Raw genomic sequence first — 23,943 nt, forward strand, 5'->3', positions numbered from 1 at the left:
GCCGCCCGTCGTCCCCTCGGCCGCATAGACACACCAGCCGCGACCAGACGAACACGCATCGTGTTGTAGCCGATACCGTAGCGCTTGGCGAGCTTGTCCAGCGTCCACCCAATTCGGTACAGGTCGGCCGCTTCCTGGAGATCGTCATGTCGGAGGTTTGGCGCCCTAGTGTCGATGCCGCGAGCCTTGAGGTGCCGGCCAATCGTGCCCCGCCACACGCCAAACCGAGCACCTAGCTCGTGCGTCGTTGCACCCGCGTTGTACGCCTCGACCAGCCTGTCGATCTCAGCCGGCCGGAGCTGACGAGCGGTTTTGCAACCCGTTGGCGCTGGCAGTGCCACGCCCGGCACACTGTCCGGCCACGTTTCGGCCAGTTTCAGGAGATGTCTTACTCGCTGAGAGGGGTTTGCAAGGGCCCGCATGACCCCCACAGGCCCGTTTACCAGGCACAAGTCGCGACAACATAACCAATTCTGGATCGCAGCCGATCCATCTTCCACGCCCCCTTGGCAGCCATGGAGGTACCAAGTGGCCCAACCGACGTCCGACAGCCCGAGACCGCCCATCGCGGCCGCTGTCATCGTCAAGGACGGGCGGGTCCTTCTCGTTCGGCGGCGCGTGAAAGAGGGCAGCCTATCCTGGCAATTCCCCGCCGGCGAGATGGAAGAAGGCGAGTTAGCCGGCACGGCAGCCGTCCGTGAGACCTACGAGGAAACCGGCCTGACCGTGGCCGACACCAACCTCCTCGGCGAACGCCTACACCCGGCGACCGGCCGCGTGATGATCTATGTCGCCTGCAACGTGATCGAAGGTGAAGCCAAAGTGGTCGACAACGACGAGCTCGCGGACTTCACCTGGGCGACGGGCGACCAACTCGCCGAGTACGTGCCTTATGGCTTCTACCCCGTCGTACAGGACTACCTTGACGCCGAGCTCGTCCGCTGAGATGAAAAGAATGGGTCAGCGTACGAACGCGCCCGCCTTGGCTGGCGCGTGGACAGGGACCATCACCGCGACAGATCATGGACCTCTGCGACGTGTGGTTCCTGGGACCGTCGAGGTCGTGCGGGCTGGAGTAGGGATTGGCTGGGGCTCCAGTGACAACCAGTCAGTAGTTTACGGGCGCGCAATAGGGTGGCGCTAAGAACTTGGTAGAGCCCGGTGCGTCTGCGAAAGGCGAACTGTCATGTCCAGCGAACTTCTGTCGCTCTCTACTGATGAGTTTATCGGTAACATTGGGGAGCTCGCGCGGTCGCACTTTGACTGTAAGGGGTATCCGCAGGAGAACTTGCGGGCGGATGACTGGGCGTTGCTGGTCAGGGCCGGGGTGTTGTTGCCGGCGTTGCCGCGGGAGTATGGGGGGCGGGACAGCCATCTGGAGATGTGCCGGGTGGTGGAGGCGTTGGCGGAGTGGAACCTGCCGTTGGGGATGTATACGAAGATTATCACCGCGGTGGCGTTGCGTCCTATCGCGTTGCGGGCGAGTGAGGAAACCAGGCGGGAGATGTTGCCGCTGTTCGCGGGGCGGGATCCGATGATCTGTGGGTTCGCGTCGACGGAGCCGGGGTGTGGGTCGGCGATGGCGAACATGGGGACGACGTTTGAGGAGGTTGACGGGGGGTATCGGATTCGGGGGCGGAAGCACTGGCAGGGGTTCAGCTCGACGGCGCACTGGTGGTTGTTGAGTGCGAAAAGTGACGCGGGTGGGCAGCGGCGGTATGGGTACTTCATTGTCAAGCGGAGTGAGGGGTTTCGGACGGTCCAACGGTATGAGCCGCTGGGGATGAAGCTGCTGGACTACGGGCTCAACGAGATCGACGCGTTTGTGCCGAGGCATCGGCGGATCGATGCGGAGGACCGGAATCTGAGCGCGATGGTGGACATGTTGATGCCTCCGCGCTCGATGATGGCAACGATAGCGAGCGGGTTCCTGAGGCGGATCAGCCGGGAGGCGCAGGCGTATGCCGACAACCGGGTGATCGGGTCGGAGATGCTGTCGGACATCGGGTTTGCCCGGTACCGGTTGAAGGCCATTGAGACATCGGCCACGATCTGTGAGGCGCTCAACGACTACGTGATGACCGCGTTGAACGTGAAGGTCGACATGACCGACGTGTTTCCCGTCGCGCAGGCGCTGAAGACGGTGGCCACGGAGCGGATGGTGAGCTCGGCGTATCACTACCAGCAGTTGGTGGGCGGTGAAGGCTATCGCGTCGACTCGCCGACGAACATCGCGGGGAAGGCGTTTCTGGATACGCGGGTGTTCACCATTTTCGACGGCACCAACGATCTGCTCAGCCAGCAGCTGACGCAGTTCTGCCTGAAGCGCCGCGGCGCCAGGTCGCTGAGCGGGTTCCTCGCAGCCAGGTGCCCCTACACCGGCCCGGGCATCGTGAAGCACGGCCTGGACATGCGGTTCCTTGACCAGGAGTTGAAGCAGGAGCATCTGGTCCTCGGCGGGCGCGCCATCGCCTATGCGTTCGCGATCACGCAGTTGACGCGGTGGGCGCAGCAGGTTGGTGGGGACGCCGTCGACCGGGCGCGGGAGGCGATCGAGTTCCTGAAATGCGACATCGACGGCATTGCCCGGGAGTTCGCGCTGCTCGCCACCGGGGTGCTCGACGACGACGAGGTTGTGCCGAACCGGCTCGCCGCGTAACCTCGGTCAGCCGTCCGGGCAGGAGGTGTTTCCGCCGGTGGCGAGGCAGGCGACGAGATGGTCGGGTTCCGCTTCGGCCAACTGGCGGCCGTCGGTGGGTCCCCCCTGGGTGTGGTAGGCGCAGCGACCGGGGGCCACGGCGAGCGCGGTGTCGATGTCGGACCAATTCCTGTGGAGCTGGGGGACGGACGTCAGCAGCTGGCGGGTGTACGGGTGGAGCGGGTTGGTGAAGACCCGCTCGGTCACGCCGGACTCCACGATCTGGCCGCGGCGGAGGATCACCGTCTGGTCGCTGATGTAGTTGCCCAGGGCGAGGTCGTGGGTGATGAAGAGGATGGCGAGGCCGCGGTCCTTGAGGTCGCCGAGGAGGTTGAGGACGTCGATCCGGGTCGAGGCGTCGAGCATGCTGATGATCTCGTCGGCGACCAGGACCTTGATGTCGAGGAGCAGGGCGCGGGCGATCAGCAGGCGCTGGAGTTGGCCACCGCTGAGTTGGTGGGGGTAGCGGTTCAGGACGGCGTCGGGGTGGAGGCGGACCGATATCAGGGCGTCCTCGACGCGGTGACGCCACTCGGCGTCGGGGACGCCGGGGAAGAAGTTGGTGCGGAGCATGCTGAAGACGCGGTCGGCCTTGAACACCGGGTTGTAGGAGCTGAACGGGTCCTGGAAGACGCCCTGCACGCAACGGCGGTATTCCTTGAGGCGACGGCCTTCCAGAGTCGAGATGTCGTCGCCGTCGAAGGTGATCGCTCCCCCGCTGACGGAGGTGAGCCGCAGGACCATGCGGCCGATGGTGGTCTTGCCGCTGCCGCTTTCGCCGATCAGCGAGACCATCTCGCCGGGCCGCAGCTCGATGCTGACGTCGCGCACGGCGGTCAGGTGCCGGCCGCCGAACGCGCCGGCCCGGTAGGTCTTGGAGACGCCGTCGAGACGCAGCATCGCCTCAACCCACCTTCCAGCAGGCGACGAAGTGGCCGGCTTCGGTCTCGACGAACGGGGGTTCCTCGACGCAGCGGTCGAACGCCAGCGGGCAGCGGTCCCGGAACCGGCAGCCGGCCGGCGGGTCGAGCAGCGTCGGCGGGCTGCCGGGGATCCCGCTGAGCCGCTTTCCCTGGTACCGCACGCCGACCTCGGGCAGGGCGGAGATCAGCTGCTGGGTGTAGGGGTGCCGGGGCGAGCTGACCAGCACCTCGGCCGGCGCCTTCTCGGCCAGCTTTCCGGCGTACATCACCATGATCGTGTCGGCGATCTGGTACACCAGCGACACGTCGTGGGTGATGACGATCATGCTGTCGACGAAGCCGTGGTCCCGGAAGCCGACCAGCGCCTCGGCGACCGCGCGCTGAGTCGACACGTCCAGCGCCGAGGTGATCTCGTCGGCGATCAGCAGCGACGGGTTCAGCAGCGTGGAGATCACCATGACCGCGCGCTGCTTCATGCCGCCGGAGAGCTCCATCGGATACCGGTCGAGCACGCCATCGTCCAGGCCGACGAGGGCGAGCCGGTGCTCCAGCTCCGGCCGGATCGTGGCGTACCGAATTCCCCGTGACTCCAGCAGCTCCCGGATCATCCGGCCGATCTTGCGGGTCGGGTTCAGCGCGCTCATCCCGTACTGCGGGATCAGCGACACGTCGCCGTACCGGAACTCGGTCATCCGCGCGTCTTCCCCGATCGGCAGTTCAACCCCGTTGAGCTCGACCGAGCCGCCGGCGTGGCGCATCCGGCCGTCCAGCCGGATCAGGCTCTTGCCCAGTGTGGTCTTGCCACACCCGGACTCGCCGGCCAGGCCCATGATCTCCCCGTCCGCCAAGGAGAACGTGACGTCGTCGAGCGCCTTCACGTCGCCGCGCAGGGTTCGGTAGTAGACCTTGAGGCCGGTGACCGTGAGGCTCATGTCTCCCTCAGCTTGGGGTTGAACACCTCGTCCAGGCCGACGTTCATGATGTACAGCGCGCCGACGATGGCGGTGATGCCGAGCCCGGGCGGCACGAACCACCACCACATGCCGAGGTTCAGCGCGCTCCACCGGACCGCGTTGTTCAGCATGAGGCCCAGGGAGATCCCGTCGGTCGGCCCGAGCCCGATGAAGTCCAGGGTGGCCGCGAACAGCACCGCGCCGCCGAACAGCAGGATGAACACCATGAACAGGTAGGAGGCCATGTTCGGGGCGATCTCCCGGAACACGATCCGCCGCACCGGGGCGCCGGACAGCCGTGCCAGATCGACGAAGTCCCGCGAGCGCAACGTCATCGTCTGCGCGCGGACCGCCCGGGCCACCCACGGCCAGGAGAACAGCCCGATGATCAGCGCCTGGATCTGGATGTTCCGCACCTCCAGGTACGCCGCGATGATCAGCAGCACGGCCAGCACCGGCAGCACCAGCACGATATTGGTGATCATGTTGAGGATCTCGTCGACGATCCCGCCGCGGTAGCCGGAGATGAACCCGACCAGCATCCCGATCACCGCGGCGAGCAGGCCGGCGAAGAACCCGACGAAGAACGTGGCGCGCAGGCCGTGCACGAACTGCCCGAACACGTCCTGGCCGAACGTCGTGGTACCGAAGGGATACGCACCGGACGGTGCCTGCGCCGGCGGGCCGACGTAGGCCAGCGGATCCGGCCCGGTGAACCACGGACCGACCAGGCCGGCGACCAGGAATACCACCACGACGACCAGCCCGCCGACCAGTTTCTTGTTGCGCAGCACTGTGTTCAATTCGCTCGCTCCGCTCGCGTGAGCGGGCCTTGACGCGGTGTCTTCCCTCCTGCGCTGCTCGCAGTGTTTGTTTCCGGCTCGATGGCGTAGCGCCAGTCAGGCACCGCCGGCCCGCTCGGGTAGGGCCGTTCCGATGGCGTTGGCTCGCTCACGCCATCTCTCCCGAAAGCCCGGTCCTGGTTCGCGGATCGACCAGGATGTAGACGATGTCGACGATGAAGTTGGCGATCAGCACCCCGATCACGATGAACAGGAAGGTGCCCTGCAGCAGGAAGAAGTCGCCGCTCTCGATCGCCTTGAGGATCAGGTAGCCCAGGCCCGGGTAGGAGAAGACGATCTCGGTGACCACGGCGCCGCCGACGATCACCCCGAGTTGCAACGCGAGCCCGGTGATCTGCGGCAGCATGGCGTTGCGGAACGCGTACCCGCGCACCAGCCGGCTGGGCGCGCCCAGCGCCAGCAGGTAGTTCGAGTAGTCCGCCTCCAGCTCGTAGATGATCAGGTTCCGCATCCCGATCGCCCAGCCGCCGAACGCCACCAGGAACAGCGACGCGAACGGCAGGAACCAGTGCGCGACAACGCTTCCGATGAACTCCCAGGACAGCGACGGGGCGAGCAGGAAGCTGTACCCGCCGGCCACCGGGAAGATGCCGGCGACGATGCCCAGGCTCCACGCCAGCAGGATGGCCAGCCACATGTAGGGCGTCGCGGTGAGCACGGGCCTGCCGCCGGAGGTGTCCGGCGGGCTGTACCAGGTCCTCGACGCGCTGGCCGAGGCCGGCTTCGACGGTTCCCAGCAGGCCCGCGAGGAGCGGCTCCGCGCACTGTCCGAAGTGGACACAGCGGCCCGGGTCAACCTCGGCGTCCTGATGGACAACGCCAAGATGCAGGTCTACGGCCGGGTCGGCGCGGACGGGCGGAACCCGTTCTGAGCCGGCATCGGCTACCCCGGCCAGCAGGCGTTCCCGCGCCCGGACGCCGAGGAGATCATCGTGCCGTACCCGCCGCGGGACGGCGAAGTGATCAACTGCGACGTGCTGGTGATCGGCTCCGGCGCGGGCGGCGGGACCATCGCCGGCGTGCTGGCCGCGGCCGGCCGCGCCGTCGTGGTGCTGGAAGCCGGCGGCGCGCACACCGAGCGGCACTTCCGTCAGGAGGAGTACTGGGCGCGCGAGAACCTCTACTACCGGGGCGGACCCGGGCCCACCGCGGACGGGAACGTGATCCTGTACGCGGGCGCCACGCTCGGCGGCGGCACCACGATCAACTGGCAGAACTGGGTGGCGCCGTCGGCGAACGTGCGCGCGGAGTGGGCCGAGCACGGCCTCACCGACCTCGCCACCACCGAGTTCGACCGGCACCTCGCGGCGGTCTCGGCTCGGGTCGGCGCGAACGGCGACTGCTCCGACCGCAACGGCCCGCACCAGCGCCTCGTCGAGGGCGCGGACAAGCTCGGCTGGTCCTGGCGCCCGGCCGTGCGCAACAGCGACCCCGCCCGCCACAACCCAGCGCTCGCCGGCTACGCGCACTTCGGCGACCTGACCGGCGCGAAGCAGGGCACGCTCAAGACCTACCTCGCCGACGCCTCCGCGGCCGGCGCGAAGATCCTGGTCCGCACGCACGCCGACCGGATCGAACGGTCGTCCGGCCGGGGTGGCACCGTGCACGCGTCCGGGCCGTTCGGGCAGATCACCGTCAACGCCAAGGACATCGTCGTGGCCGGCGGCGCGCTCGAGACGCCCGCGCTGCTGCTGCGCAGTGGTCTCGGCGGCCCGGCGGTCGGGCGGAACCTGCACCTGCACCCGGCCACGATGGTCTTCGGCGAGTACGCCGAGGAGCTCCGCGGCTGGTGGGGCCCGCCACAGGCGGCGATCGTCGACGAGTTCCGCGAGCGGGACGGCAACGGCTGGATCATCGAGAACTCGCACTTCTACCCCGGCACCTGGGCGCTGCAACTCGGCTGGAACTCCGGCCAGGCGCACAAGGAGCTGGTCAGCCGGATGTCGCGGATGGCGTTGTGGCTGTTCATCATCCGCGACCGGGGCAGCGGCTCGGTGGCCCTGGATCCGGCCGGTGAGCCGCTGCACTACTACCCCCTGTCCGACGAGCTGGACAAGCGCCACTTCCGGGACGGCCTGGCGAGCCTCATCCGGCTGCACGAGGCCGCCGGGGCGGAGCGGATCCACTACTCCATCATGGGAATCGAGCCGTGGGAGCGCGGCCAGGACATCGAGCGCTGGACCGACCGGCTGCGTGTGCTGCCGTTCGGCCTGGGTGGCCTGCCCGCCGGCTCCGCCCACCAGATGGGCACGGCCCGCATGGGCACCGACCCGGCCACCTCGGTCGCCACCCCGCGCGGCGAGCTGCACGACGCCCCGGGCGTCTGGATCGGCGACACCAGCGCCTTCCCGACCGCCTCCGGCGGCAACCCGATGTTCACCTGCATGGCGCTGGCCCACCGCACCGCCGAGAACCTGCTGGGCGACATGCCCTGAAGGCCGCCTTCGGGGCGTTGAGTGTCAGTGCCTGGGACTTGAGGCTTGATGTGGGCGTGGGTCTTGGTGCGCTGGTCGGCTGTTTGTGTGTCGGTGATCTGTGCTGATCGTCCGACCGGTCGTGCGGTCGGCGCGGTGCCGGGCTGGTGCCGAGTTGGACGGGATCAGGCCATGGTCGCTGTTGGGTGGGGGCTCTTTCGGAGGGGGTTGTGGGTTTTGATCGGGTGGTCGGGGTTGGTGGGGCCGGTGGGGTATCGGTCGGTGTCATGAAGGACGCCTTCGGGACGTTCCATGACAGGAAGGGTCCCTTCACGACACCAGGCTCTACCACTGGAGAATCTCTCGTCACAACAGCACCACCAGTCACATCGTAGTGGTGTCGAGCCGTCGCCGGCCGGCCAACGACCGGTAACTCCCCCCAGCAGCGCCACGCCGGTGCACGGCCGGCAACACCAGCCCGCCAGGACCCGGTGCCGTGCGGACGTGATCAGGCCAGCGCCCAGTGGCTCTCAAGTTCCTGCCATTGACGTTGAATGCCCTGAAGGCGGCCTTCAGGGCATTGCGGGCAGGCGGCGGGTGGGGCCGGAGAGGCGGCACTGCCGGGTGATGCCGCGGGCGGCGGCCATCACCAACGGGGCGAGGGCGGTGGGTTGGGCGTTGTCGGCGCGGACGACGAGGGAGACCGCGGCGGTGACGGCGCCGGTGGCGTCGAGGATGGGGGCAGCCACGGACAGGGCGTCGGTGGTGACCTGGCCGTCGCTGACGGCGTAACCGTTGCGGCGGACGCAGGCGAGAACTTCGCGCAGCCGCACGGGATCGGTGATGGTTTTGGGGCTGAAACCGGGCAGTGGGGCGGCGAGCAGCTCGTCCTGGATGGCCACCGGCGCGTGGGCGAGCAGGACCAGGCCGACGCCGGTGGCGTGCAGTGCGAACCGGCCGCCGACCCGGGTCAGCACGGGCACCGCGCTCCGGCCGGCGATCCGCTCCACGAACACCACCTCGACACCTTCGCGGACGGCGAGCTGGACGTTCTCGTGGCTCACCTCGTAGAGGTCCTCGAGGAACGGCATCGCGGCCTCGCGCAGACCGAGGCCGCGCGGGGCGAGGGAGGCGACCTCCCACAGCCGGAGTCCGATGTGGAACCTGCCGTCCGTGCCGCGTTCCAGCGCGCCCCAGTCGACCAGCTCACGTGCCCGCCGGTGCGCGGTCGGCAGCGACACCGCGGCACGCCGGGCCAGCTCGCTGAGGGTCAGCTCGGGGGCCTCCGGCGTGAACGCGTCGAGCAGCGCGAGCACCTTGCTGGTCACCGAGTGGCCGCCCATCGCCGCGCCTCCTCACAGGTCCAGGACCAGGCGCTCCCCCACCGCCCGGGACACGCAGATCATCATGGCGTCCCCAGTGTCCCGCTCGGCCGGGGTGAGCAGCGAGTCGCGATGGTCGGGCGTCCCGGCCAGCACCCCCGTCTCACAGGTGCCGCAGGTGCCCTCCCGGCAGGAGGACAGCGGGGCGGCGCCGGCCTCCTCGAGCACCTCGAGGATCGACTTGTCTTGGGGCACAACGAAAGTCTGGCCGGAGCGGGCCAGCTCGACGGTGAACGCGGTGCGCTGCCCGGCGTCGGGGAGGCTGGTGAACCGCTCCACGTGCAGGATCTCCGGCGGGCAGCACCGTTCGACGGCGGCCAGCAGCGGCTCCGGTCCGCAGCAGTAGACCGCGGTCCCCGGCTCCAGCCGGGCCAGCAGGGTGTCCAGCGGCAGCAGCCCGGTCTCGTCCTGCGGCAGGATGCTGACCCGACTGCTGCGCCGCAGCGTTTGCACGAACGCCATCGAGGCCCGTGTGCGACCGCCGTACACCAGCCGCCAGTCCGAACCGGCCGCGGCGAGCATCGGCAGAATCGGCGTGATGCCGATGCCGCCGGCGATGAACAGGTACCGGCTGGCGGCTACCAGACGGAAGTTGTTGCGTGGCCCACGGATCCATACCCGGTCGCCGGCGCGCAACCGGTCGTGCACGTGCCGGGAGCCGCCGCGGCCGTTCGGCTCGAGCAGCACGGCCAACTCATAGACCGAGCGGTCAGCAGGGTCGCCGCACAGCGAGTACTGCCGCACCAGATCGTCGCGCAGCACCAGATCCACGTGCGCCCCCGGCTCCCACGCCGGCAGGTCCGCGCCGCGAGGGTGGCGCAGCGTCAGCCCGGCCACCCCGGCGGCGCGGACCTCCTTGCGCGCCACCAGAACCTCGAGCTCGTCAGCCATGGCCTTCGGGATGCCCGAGCAGCCAGGCCCACAGTCTCACCGGGTCCTCCGACTCGCGCACCGCCCCGCAGTGGCACTCCCCGACGAGCACGTCCGTGCCCGGCTTCCAGCGAATGCGGTAGACGCTCCTCATGGCTGCGCCAGCACCGGCTTGCCGGCCATCAGCTGGCTGAGCATCCGGCGCGCGGCCAGCCCGCCGGTGTCGATGTTGATCGACAGCTCCTGGTAGCAGTCGGGCTCGGCGGCGATCACCCGCTCCAGGATGTTCAGCGCGTCGACGTCCTGCAGGACCACGGCGCGGTTGCTGTCCCGGACGAAGTCCGAGACCTCCGCGTCGTCGAGGGCGAAATCCCTTGCCACGGCCCAGAAATCGTGAGTGCTGTGCTCGGTCTCCGGGGTGATGGCGTAGACCACCTCGACGTGGAAGCCGTCCGGGTCGGTACCGTCCTCCTTGGGCAGCCGGCCGGCCGGGGAGATCCGGCTGTGCAGCAGGTACAGGCAGGGCGGGTGGTACTCGATGTCCTGCCAGCGGGTGATCCGGCCGTCGATGCCGGTGGAGGTGGCGTAGAACGGCGGGCACGCGGCGTCGGCCATCCGCCGGCTGACGTGGACGATCCCGTTGTCCTCGTCCACCTCGGTGATGATCGGGGTGCTGGCCACCTCGGGCGTGCCGATGGAGCCGCCGTGCAGGTAGGTCTCGTGCGAGAGGTCCATCAGGTTGTCGACCAGCAGCGCGTAGCGCGCGGCGAGCGGCTCCATCCCGGACACCGTGGTGTAGCGCGGATCGGCCAGCCATGGCGCCCGCGGCAGCAGCGACTCGTCGGCCCGGTCGGGCTCGCCGATCCAGATCCAGACGAAGGAGTCCCGCTCCACCACCGGGTAGGACGCAACCCTTGCGGTGCGCGGAATCCGGGTCTGCCCGGGGACGGACACGCAGGTTCCGCCGGGATCGTAGGTGAAACCGTGGTAGCCGCAGACGATCGTGTCGCCGTCCAGCCGGCTCTCGGAGAGCGGGAACCGGCGGTGCACGCACCGGTCGGCCAGCGCGACCGCCTCGCCGGCCTCGGTGCGGTAGAGAACCAGCGGCTCGCCGAGGACCGTCCGCGCGAGCAGTTCCCGCCCGACCTCGTACCCGTACGCGGCGACGTACCACTGGTCCCGCACGAACGTCGTCATCATGCCGTCGACGATCGGCGGCCCCGGTGTCCGCGCCAAGACCGGTTTTCACCTGGTGAAAAGATCCTTGAGCATCGAACGGCTGTCGAAATGGCACTCGGTGGTTGACTGTTCGATCCAGCGCGGCAACGATCATTGTTGCTCTGTTGCGTTCGATGTTGGGGAGAGCGCCATGGCTCGGAGACCGGCTGGTGTGCTGTTGGCGGCGGTTCTGATGGCGGCGATGGGTGCGGGGGTGAGCGTGGCGGCGCCGGACGACCGGGGCGCACGGGGCGCCGAGCGGAGCGCCGGCTTCGACCGGGCGTGGAAGTTCGCGCTGGTCAACGCGGCCGGGATCACCGACCCGACCGGGGCGTACGCGCGCGCCCAGGAGCCCGGCTTCGACGACTCGGCGTGGCGGACGCTCGACCTGCCGCACGACTGGAGCATCGAGCTCGACCCCACGGAGACCGGCGGCACCAACAGCGGCACCGGGTTCCTGCAGGGCGGCCTCGGCTGGTACCGCAAGACGTTCACCCTGCCGCGGAGCCTTGCCGGCAAGCGGATCTCGCTCGAGTTCGACGGGATCTACATGGACTCCACCGTCTACCTCAACGGCCAGCAGGTGGCGAGCCACGCCTACGGCTACACGGGGTTCGCGGCCGACCTGACGGCGCTGGCGCACACCGACGGGCGGACGCCGAACGTGGTCGCGGTCAAGGTGCAGAACCAGTTGCCGAGCAGCCGGTGGTACTCGGGCAGCGGCATCTACCGCAACGTCCACCTGGTCGTGACCGAGCCGGTGCACGTGGCGCGGCACGGCGTGTTCGTGACCACGCCGGACGTCGCGAGCACGATCGGGTCCGGCTTCGCGACCGTGCGCGCCCAGACCACCGCGCGCAACGACGGCGGCGGCAGCACCGCGCAGGCCACCGTCGTGTCCACTGTGGAGGATGCACGCGGCAAACGGATGGCATCGGGGCGCACGGAACTCAGCCTGGGCGCGGATCCCGGCACCGCCACGGTCGACCTCCGGGTGGACCACCCGACGCTGTGGTCGATCACCAACCCGTACCTGTACACGCTGCGCACCCAGGTGATCGTGGCCGGCCGCACGGTCGACACGACCACCACCCGGTTCGGCATCCGCTGGGCGGTGTTCGACCCGAACGGCGGCTTCGCCCTCAACGGCGTGCCGACCAAGCTGTACGGCGTCGACCTGCACCACGATCTCGGCGCGCTCGGCGCGGCGGTCAACAAGGACGCGATCGTCCGGCAGATGCAGATCATGAAGAGCATGGGCGTGAACTCGTTCCGCACCTCGCACAACCCGCCGTCGCCGGAGATGATCGAGGTCTGCGAGGAGCTCGGCATCGTGATGATGGTGGAGGCGTTCGACACCTGGCGCACCCCGAAGGTCCCGTTCGACTACGGCCGGTTCTTCGACGCCAACAGCGACGCCGACGTGGCCGAGATGGTGCACGCGGCGAAGAACTCCCCCGCGGTCGTGCTCTGGTCCATCGGCAACGAGATCCCGGACTCCACCAACGCCACGGTCGGCGTGCCGATCGCGCGGCGGCTGATCGCCGACGTGAAGGCGATCGACACCACCCGGCCGATCGTCATGGGCTCGGACAAGTACCGGTCGGTGCCGGCGCCCGGTTCGGCGCAGGACCAGATCCTGCAGCTGCTGGACGGCATGGGCCTGAACTACAACACCGCCGGCTCGGTGGACGGGCTGCATGCCCGCTACCCCACCAAGTTCTTCTTCGAGTCGGAGTCCTCGTCGGAGACCTCGACCCGCGGCGTGTACCAGGATCCGCACCTGCTCAACACCGGGGAGAACTACACCCCCGGCAAGCGCGGCACCTCGTCCTACGACAACAACCTGGCGTCCTGGACGATGAGCGCCGAGTACGGCCTGAAGAAGGACCGGGACCGCGGGTACTTCGCCGGGCAGTTCCTCTGGTCCGGCATCGACTACATCGGCGAACCCACGCCGTACAACGTGTTCCCGGTGAAGGCGTCGTTCTTCGGCGCGGTGGACACCGCCGGTTTCGCCAAGGACGCCTATTTCGCGTTCCAGAGCCAGTGGACGACCGAGCCGATGGTGCACCTGGTGCCGATGAACTGGACCGACCATCAGCCGGGCGAACCGGTCTCGGTCTGGGCCTACTCCACTGTGGACACCGTCGAGCTGTTCCTGAACGGCCGCTCGCTCGGCGTGCGCACATTCGACCACAAGACGACCAGCTACGGCCGGCCGTACCTGGAGACCACCGAGGCCACCTTCGACGACAAGACCGTCACCTCCGGCCCGTTCCCGGGCAGCTACACCAGCCCGAACGGCAGCGCCGGCAAGCTGCACCTGACCTGGGACGTGCCGTACGAGCCCGGCGCCCTGGTCGCGGTCGCCCGGCGCGGTGGTGCGGAGGTGGCGCGCGACGAGGTACGCACCGCCGGCGTGCCGCGCACCCTGCGGCTCACCCCGGACAAGCGGACGATCGCCGCGGACGGCACGTCGCTGTCGTTTGTCACCGTCGACGTGGTGGACGCGGCGGGCACCCTGGTTCCCAGCGCGGACAACCAGATCACCTTCAGTGTCCATAATGGACGACTGGTCGGCCTGGACAACGGCCGGCAGGAGAGCGCGGAGAACTACAAGTCCAGCACCAGATCCGCGTTCAACGGCAAGGCCCTGGCCATCGTGCAGTCCGGCGACCGGCCCGGCCCGATCACGATCACCGCGACCGCCCCGGGCCTCCGCCCGGCCCGCGCCACCGTGTTCGCCGGAAACGGCCGGCACGCCAACGCCGATGAACCGGCCACAGTGGACACCGTGACCGCGGACGTGGCCGCTCTGCAGGTGCCCAGCGCCGACGCCAGCTTCTCCGGCGCACCGACCACCCTGCCCGCGGCCATGCTCGACGGCAACAGCCAGAGTGGCGGCTGGTCGAACTTCTACAACAAGTCGGCCACCGCACTGCTCCCCGCGGTCAGCGCCGCCCACGAACGGGAATGGGTCTCGGTCTCCTGGCCCACCGCCCAATCCCTCGGCACGGCAGCACTCCTCTTCACCATCGACACGGCCCGCGCGCTGCCCGCGGCCATCGACGTCAAGTACTGGAACGGCCAGGCCTTCGTCCCGGTCACCAACCCGAACATCAGTTGGGCCACCGCGTCGAACCAACCCACCACGATCACCTTCGACCCGGTCAGCACCACCCGCCTGCGGTTCGACCTCACCAGCCGCGCCCCGAACACCCGAAATGGCTTCCTCCAGATCACCGAACTGCAAACCGGATAACCAGCCGTGGAATCCGGCATATGCCCTCCCCGAGCCGCGTGCCGGGCGGGCTGCCGCTGCTCGGCCACACAGTGCGGATGCTGCGGTCGCCGCTGGAGTTCTTCCTGTCGCTGCGGAGCTACGGTGAGGTCGTCCGCATGTGCGATGAAGGGGGCCTTTCTCACGCCCAGCGCGAGGAAGGCCCCCTTCATCGCCGTGCTGCTCCAGTCCTGGCGGCTGCACCCCGCCCCGGGCGCCGACGTTCGCCGGGTGGTGGGCACCGGGTTGAAGCCCAGCCCGGCGCCGGTCCTCGTGCGCCGGCGGCATGGGCCATCATGAAACGGTGGAGTCCACCCGAGTCGACCGCTGGCTGTGGGCGGTCCGGTTGACCAAGACCCGGCCGGATGCCGCGGCGGCGTGCCGGGCCGGGCACGTTCGGGTCAACGACCGGCCGGCCAAGCCCGCGACCGCCGTCGCGCCCGGAGACGAGGTGCGCGCCCGGGTGGGCGACCAGGTCCGCGTCGTCGAGGTGGTCCGGGTGATCCAGAAACGGGTCGGCGCGACCGACGCCGCCACCTGCTTCATCGACCGGACCCCGGCGCCGCCGCCGGAGGCCGGGCTGCCCGTCGCCCGCCGCGACCGGGGCACCGGCCGCCCGACCAAGCGGGACCGCCGCATCCTCGACCGTTTCCGAGGTGGCCGTTTCTGACGTCAGGTGGCGTGGCGGCAGCGCCGCCCGGCGCGCCGGATCTTCTCCAGCCCACGCGGGAACCCGGCGTTCAGGTAGCCGGCGAGCGTGCCTCTGAGGCGCAGGCTCGCGGCACGCGCGGCACCGGGATGCGAGTCCGCCATCGCGACACCGGCGCCCACCGATCCGAGGAGGCACACGTCGTTGTCGCCGTCGCCGAACGCGACGACCCGGCCGAGCGTCGGCTCGGCGTAGCGCTCCGCCATCAGCCGGGCCAGGCCCGCCGTCTTGCACGAGCCGTGCGGAACCACGTTGCAGCGCCCGGCCTTGCGGGGGCCGATGGAACACCCGTCGATCCCGGTGAGCGCGTCCACCACGTCGCGGCGGTCGCCGAAGACCGTGACCTTCAGTGCCGGCGAGTGCGGCAGCCGCCCGGAAACGGCGATCGACGACCGGGGGCACCGGTACAGGCGCGCATACCGGGCGGCCGCCGACTCCGAGGTCGCGACGATGCCGCGTCCGGTGTCGACGACGATGTCCGGGAAGCCCCACGCGAGCAGCGCCGGCACCACGGTGTCCGGGACGGTGCGCATCGACTCGATCGCGTCGGTCCGCCAGTTCCACTGGATGTCGCCGTCGCGGAGCAGCATGAGCGGCTCGAACAGGTCGAGCACCTCGGTGCGGAGTCCCAACTGCTGCAGGCGGTACGGAGACCGCCCCGTGGCGACGAGCAGCGACAGCCCGTGCTCACGCAGCCGGCGCAGGCCGTCCAAGGTCACCGGGTCAACGGTGCCGTCCTCGCCGAGCAGAGTGCCGTCCAGGTCGAAAGCCGCGTATCCGAAAGTCACCCCAGCACCCCACGGTTCGTACGGACGAACTCATAGCCGTGATCATCGCCAGGGTAGCGGCGCGGGTGCCCGCCGGGCACCTCCACACATGCCGGCACAGTTCACCCGCGACCCCTTCGTGATCGGCCAACCCGGCCAGCGTGCCGTCGCGCGCGTCACCGCGCCGTTGCGAGAATGTTCCCGTGTCGCACTCCGCCGCCGTGGACCGGGAACAGATGCGGTCGCACTCGAACGGGCAGGACTGGCTGGTTTCCTGGCATCCCGGAGCCGACGAGCCCGCCGGCACCCCACACGGGGCGGCCGGTGTGTGCGTCTCCGGGGCCGGGCAGCTCGTGCTGATCAGCGAGGATGGCCGGCACTGGGGATTTCCCGGTGGGCGCCCGGAAAGCGGTGAGTCCGCCGAGGACACCCTGCGCCGGGAGGTCCGGGAGGAGGCCTGTGCCACCGTGATCAGCGCCCGGCTGCTCGGGTTCGCCCGCGGCGAGTGCGTTGCCGGGCGGCAGCGCGGCGTCGTTCTCGTGCGGTCGTTCTGGCGCGCCGAGGTCGAGGTGCGGGACTGGGAGCCGAGGTTCGAGATCCGGCACCGGCGCATCGTCCCGGCAGCCGAGGCGAAGCAGCACATCAGCGAGCTGGACGAGACCGCGACCCGGATCACCTACCGCGCACTGGCCGAGGCGGGCCTGGGCTGAGACCTGCCCGGGAGGGCAACGCGGATCGCCCGTCAGGGCACAGTCCTAGCTCGGCCGGTATCAACAAGGCGAATCGGACCTCCGAACGACACGTCTGTCCGGTGTGGACGACGTACCGGATTACCGAGCGTTAAGGAATGATCATGGCTGAGTACGAGGTTTACCATGCGCGCGCCGATGCGGCACGGGCGCTGGCGATCGCGGCGACCACGTCGCCGTTCGTCATCACGGTGCGGTTCGTCGGCGGGCTCACCCAGACCCAGCAGGACGCGTTCGCCCGCGCGGCCGACCGGTGGGCCCGGGTCATCGTCGGCGACCTGCCCGACGTGGAGGTTGACGGCGAGGTCATCGACGACGTGCTGATCCTCGCCGAAGGCGCGCCCATCGACGGCGTGGGCAACGTGCTCGGCCAGGCCGGGCCGACCCACGTCCGGATCGGCGGGGCGCCGTGCAAGGGAATCATGCAGTTCGACACCGCCGACCTCGAGCAGATGGAGCAGGAGGGCATCCTCGTCGACGTGATCACCCACGAGATGGGGCACGTCCTCGGCTACGGCACCCTCTGGGAAGGCCTGGTGCAGGACCTCGACACCGACGATCCGCGCTACACCGGGCGGGTCGCCATGGTCGAGTACGGCCACCTCCGCGGCGGCGACCCGGAGACCGTGCCGGTGGAGAACCGCGGCGGCGAAGGCTCCCGCGGCAGCCACTGGCGCGAGTCGGTGTTCGGCAACGAGTTGATGTCCAGCGCCATCGGCGGGGTCGACAACCCGATCAGCCGGCTCACCGTCGCGAGCCTCATCGACCTCGGCTACCAGGTCGACCTCGACGCCGCCGAGCCCTACGCCCTGCCCGTCGCCGTCCGCGGCGCCGCGCTGGAGTCCGTGGTCCGGCAACCCGGCGCCCGCTTCCTCCGCCCCGAGGTCCAGCCCGTCGCCCCGGCCGAACCCGTCGCCTGAGGCGAGTCGCGGACCAGGGGTTGTGCCGACGACAACGCCGCCACAACACGACCCATCGAGGGTGAGCCGGCAATCGCCATCGAGAAAGGATTGCCATGCTCATCAAACTGATCGCGGTATGCGGCACGGCCGCCCTGACGGTCACCCTGGCTGCGAGCCCGGCGAGCGGCGCGGACGACAAGGCCGCCCCGGAGGGGCACATCACGATCACCGACCCGGTACCCGGTGGTTTCGGCTCTTGGGACGAGTTGTTCACGCTGCAGAACAAGCTCAACACCGCGGCCGGCCTGATCACCTCGGCCAGGGCCACCGGCCCGGACGACGGCTACGCCGGGATCACCGCCGCCCCGCAGAACCGCCGGCTCGACGTGTTCTGGCACGGCCCGGTACCGCCCAAGGTCGCCCAGGCGATCACCGACGCCCGACGCGACGTGCCAGTCACGCTCGCGCCGGCGCGCTACTCCGAACGCGAGCTGCTCGACGAGGCGGCACGGATCGTCCCCGGACGCGGCGTCAGCGACGTGTCCCCGGTCGTCGACGGTACCGGCCTGACGGTGTCGGTCACCGGCTCGGCGAGTGACGGCCGGCAGATCCCCGAGATCCGGGCCGCCAAGGTGCCGGTCACCATCGAGCCGTTCACCACGATCGAGCCGCAGTTCAACCGGCAGGCCGACACCCCGCCTTACTACGGCGGCGCGCGGTACTCGGTGGGGTGCAGCACCGGTTTCGCCGTGCAGCAGCAGGGCGAGTCCCGAATGCTCAGCGCCGGCCACTGCGCCAACGAGGGTCAGACCGTCGCGGATGGCAACGGTCAGACCATGGGCAAGATCACGCTCAAGAACCCGATTCGGGACACCCTGTTCATCAGGGCCACATCGGCCGCCCGGGTCTACGTCAACGGCGTTTTCTCCGGCGACTCGATTCCGGTGCGCGGAGTGTCGGCAAACTACGTGGGCAACGTCGTCTGCACCTCGGGTGCGGCGACCGGCACGCATTGCCCGATCGTGGTCCTGGCCACCAAGGTATCTACCAAGACCGAGAGCGGTATTTTCGAGCCGATGGTGAAAGCCAAGCACCTGTTCGGCGGCGTCGCCTCCGGCAAGGGCGACAGCGGCGGCCCGGTCTTCGACTTCTGGGACAAGGACGGCCACCAGTCCGCCACCGCCAAGGGCACGATCTCGGCCGGCGCCGACAGCGTGGGGCCCTGCGAACTCTCGTCCAAATGCGGCAAGACCGTCTACTACGCCGACATCGTCGACACGATGCTCTGGTACTGGATGATCGGCATCCCCACCTTCGTCATCACCGCATGACGCCGGTTCAGGGGCGCAGGTCGGCCCGGGCCGCGGCGGTGATGACGTCCTGACGTTGCTGCTGGGTGAACAGCCCGCTGTCCACCCAGGTCGCGGCCGTGCGCTGGACGGTCTGCAGGAACTGGCCCCGGGTGGGGAACGGCGCGTGCGCCCACACCAGGTCGAGGAACGTCATCCCGTCCGCCCGCGGGATGTTCGGCACGCCGCTGTCGACCTGCCCGAACACGACCTGTGGTTCGTGCCGGGTGAAATACCCGTGATAGGCCGCCGTGTCCCCGATGTGGAACGGCACGACGGAATAGCCGTGCGTGGTGAAGGTCATCGGCTCGGACCCGGGGGTGATGGACCGGGAAAGGTCGCCGCGCAGCGAGAAATCGCGGTAGAACGAGAACTCCCGGTACGTCGTCTCCGCGCTGCGGGTGACCAGCGGAACGGGGCCGTAGGCGATGCTCTGCTTGGCCGGATCGTCGAGGGCCCGCTCGACCCGGAGGGTGAACGGCATGCTGATCTCGATGCGGTCGCCGGAGCGCCAGTCCCGGCTGAGCGTGACGTAGTCGCCGGTGCTGGCGTCGACCTTCTGCACGATCCCGTTGAGCCGTACCGTGAATCCGTTCTCGACCCAGTACGGCACCCGCAGCTTGACGTCCAGCCGGCCGTTGCCGCCGACGGTGATCACGGTGGTGCCGGCGGAATCGGTCGGGTAGCTCGTCTCCTGCGCGATCGTGAAGCCCTTCTCCGGCCAGTCCAATGTGGACGCCAGGTACAGGTTGACGTACAGCGTCGAACCGTCCGCGGATCGGAAGTAGATCGAGTCCTGGAACTTGACGTGGCTCTCCAGGCCGGTGCCGCCGCAGCAGGTGCCCAGGTTGCCGTAGCTCCTGGTGGCGCCCGGGTTCATCGGGACGAAGTAGGTCAGCAGCGGTTGGTGGTACTGCTGGTGTTCCGCCGCGAGGCGAGGATCTGGCCGTACAGCGCCCGCTCGTAATACTGCATGTACTTCGGATCCGGATCGTGGAAGAACAGGTTCCGGCTCAGCTTCAGCATGTTGTAGCAGGGGCAGGTCTCGGCGTTGGCCTGCTGGATGGTCCGGGCGATCACGTCCCGCGCCCCGAAGATCTCCCCGGAGCCGGCCATGCCGCCGTCGGTGTAGGTCCGGTGCGGAACGACCATGTTCCAGAAGTTCGCGGCCGCGGTGTGGAAGTCCCGCTCGCCGGTCTCCTCGAAGATGCGCAGGTAGCCGAGGAACTGCGGGATGTGCTGGTTGGCGTGCAGGCCGTCGAGGATGTCCTCGTTGCGCACGGCAGCGTCGAACAGGTAGGTGTTGATGAAGGCCTTGGCGGTGACCAGGTGATCCGGGTCGCCGGTCAGCGCGTGCAGGTCGGCCAGCGCCGCGGCCATCGCGTTGTACTCGCCGGCGATGTAGATCCGCCACATCCGGTCCAGCTGCTCGCGCGGCAGGTGCGCCAGCCGGCTGTGCGCCCACTCGGCCATGCCGGTGACGATCCGCAGGGCCTGCTCGTTCCCGGCGAACCGGTGCGCGTCCAGCAGGCCCCTCATGATCATGTGGTTGGTGTACCAGGGCGCCCAGATCGTGGGGTACGTGGCGAACTGCTCGAGCAGGATGAACTGGGTCTCCGGATACGCGGCCAGATATCCGCGGTGGCTCGGGCCCGGCGCGCCGGCCTGCTCGGCGACCAGTGTGCCGTCCCGCCCGTGGCCCGACGTGTCGCCGGCCTTGTCCCCACCGCTCTCGTCGAACGGGTACGACGCCACGTTTCCGGCGCCCGGCTGCCCGCCGGCCAGGGCCCGCACCTCGGCCGCCGGCAGTGCCCGGTCGTAGATCTGGAAGTCGTCGACCGCCGCGTTCAGCAGCGGGTCGCCGAACTGGGACCGGCCGATCCAGTTCCGGTCGGTGGCGCCGAGACCCGACGGCGTCACGGTCATGCCACCGTTGGTGCCGACCGGCTCGCCATCGACGTAGAGCGTGCCGGTGCTCCCGGCCAGCGTGACCGCCACATGGGTCCACCGGTTGGTCGGCAGCGCCGCCGTGCCGTTGATCCGCTGCTCGCCGCCCGCGCCGTTGACGGTGATCGCGAACCGCGGCGCGGAGCCCGCGCTCGCCGCCAGGAACATGTAGCGGGTGGTGCCGGTGCCGAAGTCGAAGATCCTGGACCAGGTGGTCACCGCCGCCGGGTTCACCCACACCGCGACGGTGAAGTCGGCCAGCCCGCTCACGATCCCCGCCGGCAGGGACACGTACTGCCCATTGCCGTTCAGCCGCACCGCGTTGCCCAGCCGGCCCGGCGCGCGCCCGACCGGCGGGGTGGGCGGCGCCGGCTGGCCGACCTGCTCGTTCAGCGCGTCCTGGCACTCGCCGAGCGCACCGACCAGGTAGTCGACCTTGTCCTTGACGGCGGCATCCCCGGAACCCGCGTACGCCAAGGCGAGCGCGCTCAGGAAATGACCGGCGTAATGTCCGCGGAGGTTCCCGGTGGCGGTCTCCCAGCCGCCCGGCGGCTGCGCACCCCTGGTGTCCAGGCCGGCGTTGGCGCGGAACACCGCCAGCATCCGGTCGGCCGGATAGCCGCGCAGGAACTCCTGGATCCGGTCCCGGTTGGCGGTGAACAGGCTGGACCGCAACGTCACCTGCTCGTTGGCGAACGGCCTGACCACCCAGCTCGCCGGGTCCGCCGGCGGGGACGCGACGGCCCGCGCCGTACCGGCCGCACCCAACGCCGACGGCACGCCGGCCGCCAGTGCACCCACTCGAAGCGCGGTCCGCCGGGACACCTGGCTCATGACGGCTCCTCACGTTCGAAATATCGAACAGTGTTCGGATCACCGCCTTCGAACGTAGAACTCCCTCAGACGCCTGTCAACGCACAACCAGGCCGTCCCGTTGAGAACTCACTGAATGTGCCGCTCATCCCCGAGCGGCACCGGTGTGCTGGTATGGCAACACGGTGAATGCCGACGCGGGGTTCACCACCTTGTCACCGATTGCACGTGAGGAATGCGCTAAGTGCCGTCGCGATGCTCGCTCCCTCTCTTTCTGCGCAAGCCGACCGTCGCTCCGGCCGTTATCGCCGAGACGATTGCGCCGACCATAATGGCAGCGGTGGAGCCTCCGGAGATCACGGCAACCGCCGTCAGTCCGCCCACGATCAGGAGGAGCAGCCCAGCTGCGCGTCGCCATACGCGCGGCTGACCGTGCAAGATGGAGAAGGCGAGACGCCATCCCGGCGGGTCGTCCGGCCTGGCCAACAGGGCGCTTTCGGCCTGGTTACGGCCGAAATCCCCGCTGCCGCCGGTCAGCCTCCGCGCCCAACTGGACAGCAGGACGGCTGGCGCACTCCTGAGGTAGCTCTTGATGTACCGTTGCCGGTCGGACGGATCTGCCTCGCCCAGTGTGGAGTTGAGGTCGCCCCACCATTCCAACCCATCACGGTCGGGCAACAGCCGGCGAACGGCCAGCGCCAGCAGCCCGAAAACACCCCGGGTGTTCTGATTGATCGCAAGTGTGGGAACGGAGGCCGCGACCAAAGCCCGGCCGAAGACGTAGTCGGCGACCTCAGCTTCGGCCCGGATCCGGACCAGCTTGCGCATCAGGAAACTGTGCTGGCGCCTCCTGATAGGTGTCGGCATGTCAAGGGCGTTCTCGGCGAGCAGGCGGTTGACCTCCTCCACCCGAACCTCTGCGGTGGCCATCGCCATCGCCGCGATCAGAATGGACCGGGCGGCCCGCGCGGTCGCCCACTCATCAGTCGGTTCCCTTCCCTGCTTGACCCGTAGCCCGCACTCGGCCGCCAGCACCAGGATCTCTGCTGCCCGCCGGACATTTCGACGAGATTCCTCGATCGCAGCGGCCAGGAACTGATCGGCGTCGACCGACGATGCCTGCCGGGCGCTTTCCAGGGCGATTGTGGCGGCGATTGAAGACTTCCTGACCACCGCCCGCGCGGCCGCATACTCCTTGTCGAGCAGCGTCACCTGGTGTAGGAGGTTCCTGATCTGAACATCGGTGTACTTGGCGAAATCCCGCTTTTCATCGGTGCTCTTGAGATGATCTTCTACAATTTTTGAGATGCGCGCCTGTTCGGCGCGGATCATGGGACCAGCCTTGCCAAATTCCGTCGTTTTTTGAAGGTGTTCGGCCGCCAACTCAACCGCCTTCGTCGCCTTGCGCACCGTCGCGGCACCATTGCTATAGCTGCCAGTAACGGCGTTTCGAATCTTGATCGTCTCAGCAAGCATCTGCGCCTGTTCCAGCCCTATCACAGCAATGCTCGGGTCGAGCATCTCGGTGTCGGACAAGCGCGCGGCCCTGCTGACGTCCATGTAGATATGTCCACCGCCCGATCTCCCGCGGACGAACATCATTCGCTGATCTGCGATAGCCAGCGCGCGAGCAGCGTCTCTGATCGCCCGGCGACTGTTTCGGCTCATTCCTGCACCTCGGGGTTTTCTGTCGCGCGCGTAGGAAAGTGCCTGGCCAGGAACCCTGTGAATGTGCTCCGATCTCCGCCAACTGAATCGACCGCGTGAGACGCCTGAGCGCGGCCTTCGGTCGTTAAATGGTAGTAATGCCGGGGCGGCCGACCTCGCTGCTGAGCCTCTTCGGAAGATTCCCAGCGATCGTGAATCCAGCCGGCCGCTCGAAGCCGCACGAGGATGGGATAAATCGTCCCAGGAGGAAGTCCGCTCGCCTTGACGATCTCAAGCCCGTACAACTCCTCATCGGGACCCTGGTCGAGAAGTGCCCCGATCACCGCCTGGGTCTGCAAGGTCATGCGGAGGCGTTGCATGGTTGAAGTCTATAGGATCGAACTCTACATAGCTACCTGAGAAGGGCTGACCCGCGGTCGGCTCTGATCTTGTGCC

The 23,943-nt window shown here is 68.8% G+C and carries 23 protein-coding genes; 9 read left to right on the plus strand and 14 right to left on the minus strand.

What is annotated here, in order from left to right; all coding sequences use genetic code 11:
• Positions 1 to 341 (minus strand): hypothetical protein (locus VGR06_RS40770; protein WP_327564604.1); only part of this gene is annotated, 341 nt, incomplete at its 3' end.
• Positions 342 to 528: 187 nt separating this feature from the next.
• Here VGR06_RS40770 and VGR06_RS40775 point away from each other — a divergent pair.
• Both VGR06_RS40775 and VGR06_RS40780 read left to right on the plus strand, forming a co-directional pair.
• The gene (locus tag VGR06_RS40775; RefSeq protein ID WP_327564605.1) at positions 529 to 945 is read left to right on the plus strand and encodes an NUDIX hydrolase; all 417 of its coding nucleotides are present in this window, start codon (positions 529 to 531) and stop codon (positions 943 to 945) included.
• Between the two features lie 241 nt (positions 946 to 1,186).
• Complete coding sequence (locus tag VGR06_RS40780; RefSeq protein WP_327564606.1) at positions 1,187 to 2,659, plus strand: acyl-CoA dehydrogenase family protein; 1,473 nt, start codon at positions 1,187 to 1,189, stop codon at positions 2,657 to 2,659.
• Between the two features lie 6 nt (positions 2,660 to 2,665).
• Here VGR06_RS40780 and VGR06_RS40785 read toward each other — a convergent pair whose 3' ends face one another.
• The 4 genes from VGR06_RS40785 to VGR06_RS40800 all read right to left on the minus strand — a co-directional run bounded on the left by VGR06_RS40785 (position 2,666) and on the right by VGR06_RS40800 (position 6,095).
• Entirely contained in the window at positions 2,666 to 3,598 is a 933-nt protein-coding gene (locus VGR06_RS40785; protein ID WP_327564607.1) for an ABC transporter ATP-binding protein, read from the minus strand.
• 4 nt (positions 3,599 to 3,602) lie between these two features.
• A complete protein-coding gene (locus VGR06_RS40790; RefSeq protein WP_327564608.1) occupies positions 3,603 to 4,553 on the minus strand; it encodes an ABC transporter ATP-binding protein in 951 nt (316 codons plus the stop codon).
• Positions 4,550 to 5,368, minus strand: coding sequence for an ABC transporter permease (locus tag VGR06_RS40795; RefSeq protein WP_327564632.1), 819 nt, complete (start codon positions 5,366 to 5,368; stop codon positions 4,550 to 4,552). The genes VGR06_RS40790 and VGR06_RS40795 overlap by 4 nt, the downstream gene beginning before the upstream one ends.
• Before the next feature lie 157 nt (positions 5,369 to 5,525).
• A complete protein-coding gene (locus VGR06_RS40800; protein ID WP_327564609.1) occupies positions 5,526 to 6,095 on the minus strand; it encodes an ABC transporter permease in 570 nt (189 codons plus the stop codon).
• On the opposite strand from VGR06_RS40800, the gene VGR06_RS40805 reads away from it, so the two are divergent.
• The gene (locus VGR06_RS40805) at positions 6,088 to 6,309 is read left to right on the plus strand and encodes a hypothetical protein (RefSeq protein ID WP_327564610.1); all 222 of its coding nucleotides are present in this window, start codon (positions 6,088 to 6,090) and stop codon (positions 6,307 to 6,309) included. The two genes, VGR06_RS40800 and VGR06_RS40805, sit on opposite strands and share 8 nt — an antisense overlap.
• Before the next feature lie 60 nt (positions 6,310 to 6,369).
• Positions 6,370 to 7,872, plus strand: a complete 1,503-nt coding sequence (locus VGR06_RS40810) for a GMC family oxidoreductase (RefSeq protein WP_327564611.1) — start codon at positions 6,370 to 6,372, stop codon at positions 7,870 to 7,872.
• A gap of 551 nt (positions 7,873 to 8,423) precedes the next feature.
• Here the strand turns inward: VGR06_RS40810 and VGR06_RS40815 are convergent.
• Genes VGR06_RS40815 through VGR06_RS40830 form a run of 4 tightly spaced genes read right to left on the minus strand, consistent with a single transcriptional unit; the run spans position 8,424 to position 11,300 of the window.
• On the minus strand, positions 8,424 to 9,194 hold the full coding sequence (locus tag VGR06_RS40815; RefSeq protein WP_327564612.1) for an IclR family transcriptional regulator: 771 nt from the start codon (positions 9,192 to 9,194) through the stop codon (positions 8,424 to 8,426).
• A gap of 12 nt (positions 9,195 to 9,206) precedes the next feature.
• The gene (locus VGR06_RS40820) at positions 9,207 to 10,124 is read right to left on the minus strand and encodes a PDR/VanB family oxidoreductase (RefSeq protein WP_327564613.1); all 918 of its coding nucleotides are present in this window, start codon (positions 10,122 to 10,124) and stop codon (positions 9,207 to 9,209) included.
• Positions 10,117 to 10,257 (minus strand): hypothetical protein, encoded by a 141-nt coding sequence (locus VGR06_RS40825; protein ID WP_327564614.1) that lies wholly within the window; start codon positions 10,255 to 10,257, stop codon positions 10,117 to 10,119. The genes VGR06_RS40820 and VGR06_RS40825 overlap by 8 nt, the downstream gene beginning before the upstream one ends.
• The gene (locus tag VGR06_RS40830) at positions 10,254 to 11,300 is read right to left on the minus strand and encodes an aromatic ring-hydroxylating dioxygenase subunit alpha (protein ID WP_327564633.1); all 1,047 of its coding nucleotides are present in this window, start codon (positions 11,298 to 11,300) and stop codon (positions 10,254 to 10,256) included. The genes VGR06_RS40825 and VGR06_RS40830 overlap by 4 nt, the downstream gene beginning before the upstream one ends.
• 172 nt (positions 11,301 to 11,472) lie before the next feature.
• Between VGR06_RS40830 and VGR06_RS40835 the strand changes: the two genes are divergently transcribed.
• Together VGR06_RS40835 and VGR06_RS40840 are read left to right on the plus strand one after the other, a co-directional pair.
• Positions 11,473 to 14,586, plus strand: a complete 3,114-nt coding sequence (locus VGR06_RS40835) for a glycoside hydrolase family 2 TIM barrel-domain containing protein (RefSeq protein WP_327564615.1) — start codon at positions 11,473 to 11,475, stop codon at positions 14,584 to 14,586.
• A gap of 322 nt (positions 14,587 to 14,908) precedes the next feature.
• Positions 14,909 to 15,274, plus strand: a complete 366-nt coding sequence (locus tag VGR06_RS40840; RefSeq protein ID WP_327564616.1) for an RNA-binding S4 domain-containing protein — start codon at positions 14,909 to 14,911, stop codon at positions 15,272 to 15,274.
• A 2-nt stretch (positions 15,275 to 15,276) separates the two neighbouring features.
• Here the strand turns inward: VGR06_RS40840 and VGR06_RS40845 are convergent, their stop codons facing one another.
• On the minus strand, positions 15,277 to 16,101 hold the full coding sequence (locus VGR06_RS40845; RefSeq protein WP_327564617.1) for an HAD family hydrolase: 825 nt from the start codon (positions 16,099 to 16,101) through the stop codon (positions 15,277 to 15,279).
• Between the two features lie 182 nt (positions 16,102 to 16,283).
• On the opposite strand from VGR06_RS40845, the gene VGR06_RS40850 reads away from it, so the two are divergent.
• From VGR06_RS40850 to VGR06_RS40860, 3 genes are all read left to right on the plus strand, one after another.
• Positions 16,284 to 16,790: an NUDIX hydrolase gene (locus tag VGR06_RS40850; RefSeq protein WP_327564618.1), complete on the plus strand. Its 507-nt coding sequence runs from the start codon at positions 16,284 to 16,286 to the stop codon at positions 16,788 to 16,790.
• A gap of 143 nt (positions 16,791 to 16,933) precedes the next feature.
• Positions 16,934 to 17,749, plus strand: a complete 816-nt coding sequence (locus VGR06_RS40855) for a leishmanolysin-related zinc metalloendopeptidase (protein WP_327564619.1) — start codon at positions 16,934 to 16,936, stop codon at positions 17,747 to 17,749.
• Positions 17,750 to 17,844: 95 nt separating this feature from the next.
• A complete protein-coding gene (locus tag VGR06_RS40860) occupies positions 17,845 to 19,062 on the plus strand; it encodes a S1 family peptidase (protein ID WP_327564620.1) in 1,218 nt (405 codons plus the stop codon).
• A 7-nt stretch (positions 19,063 to 19,069) separates the two neighbouring features.
• Here the strand turns inward: VGR06_RS40860 and VGR06_RS40865 are convergent, their stop codons facing one another.
• The 4 genes from VGR06_RS40865 to VGR06_RS40880 all read right to left on the minus strand — a co-directional run bounded on the left by VGR06_RS40865 (position 19,070) and on the right by VGR06_RS40880 (position 23,867).
• Positions 19,070 to 19,960, minus strand: coding sequence for a hypothetical protein (locus VGR06_RS40865; RefSeq protein ID WP_327564621.1), 891 nt, complete (start codon positions 19,958 to 19,960; stop codon positions 19,070 to 19,072).
• Between the two features lie 14 nt (positions 19,961 to 19,974).
• Positions 19,975 to 21,861 carry a beta-L-arabinofuranosidase domain-containing protein gene (locus tag VGR06_RS40870; RefSeq protein ID WP_327564622.1) on the minus strand — a complete coding sequence of 629 codons (1,887 nt, stop codon included), beginning with the start codon at positions 21,859 to 21,861 and terminating at the stop codon, positions 19,975 to 19,977.
• Between the two features lie 219 nt (positions 21,862 to 22,080).
• Positions 22,081 to 23,400: a hypothetical protein gene (locus VGR06_RS40875; RefSeq protein ID WP_327564623.1), complete on the minus strand. Its 1,320-nt coding sequence runs from the start codon at positions 23,398 to 23,400 to the stop codon at positions 22,081 to 22,083.
• A gap of 104 nt (positions 23,401 to 23,504) precedes the next feature.
• Entirely contained in the window at positions 23,505 to 23,867 is a 363-nt protein-coding gene (locus tag VGR06_RS40880; protein ID WP_327564624.1) for a PadR family transcriptional regulator, read from the minus strand.
• Positions 23,868 to 23,943 lie beyond the last annotated feature (76 nt).

It is taken from the genome of Actinophytocola sp., from assembly GCF_036002505.1.
Classification (GTDB): Bacteria; Actinomycetota; Actinomycetes; order Mycobacteriales; family Pseudonocardiaceae; genus DASYTH01.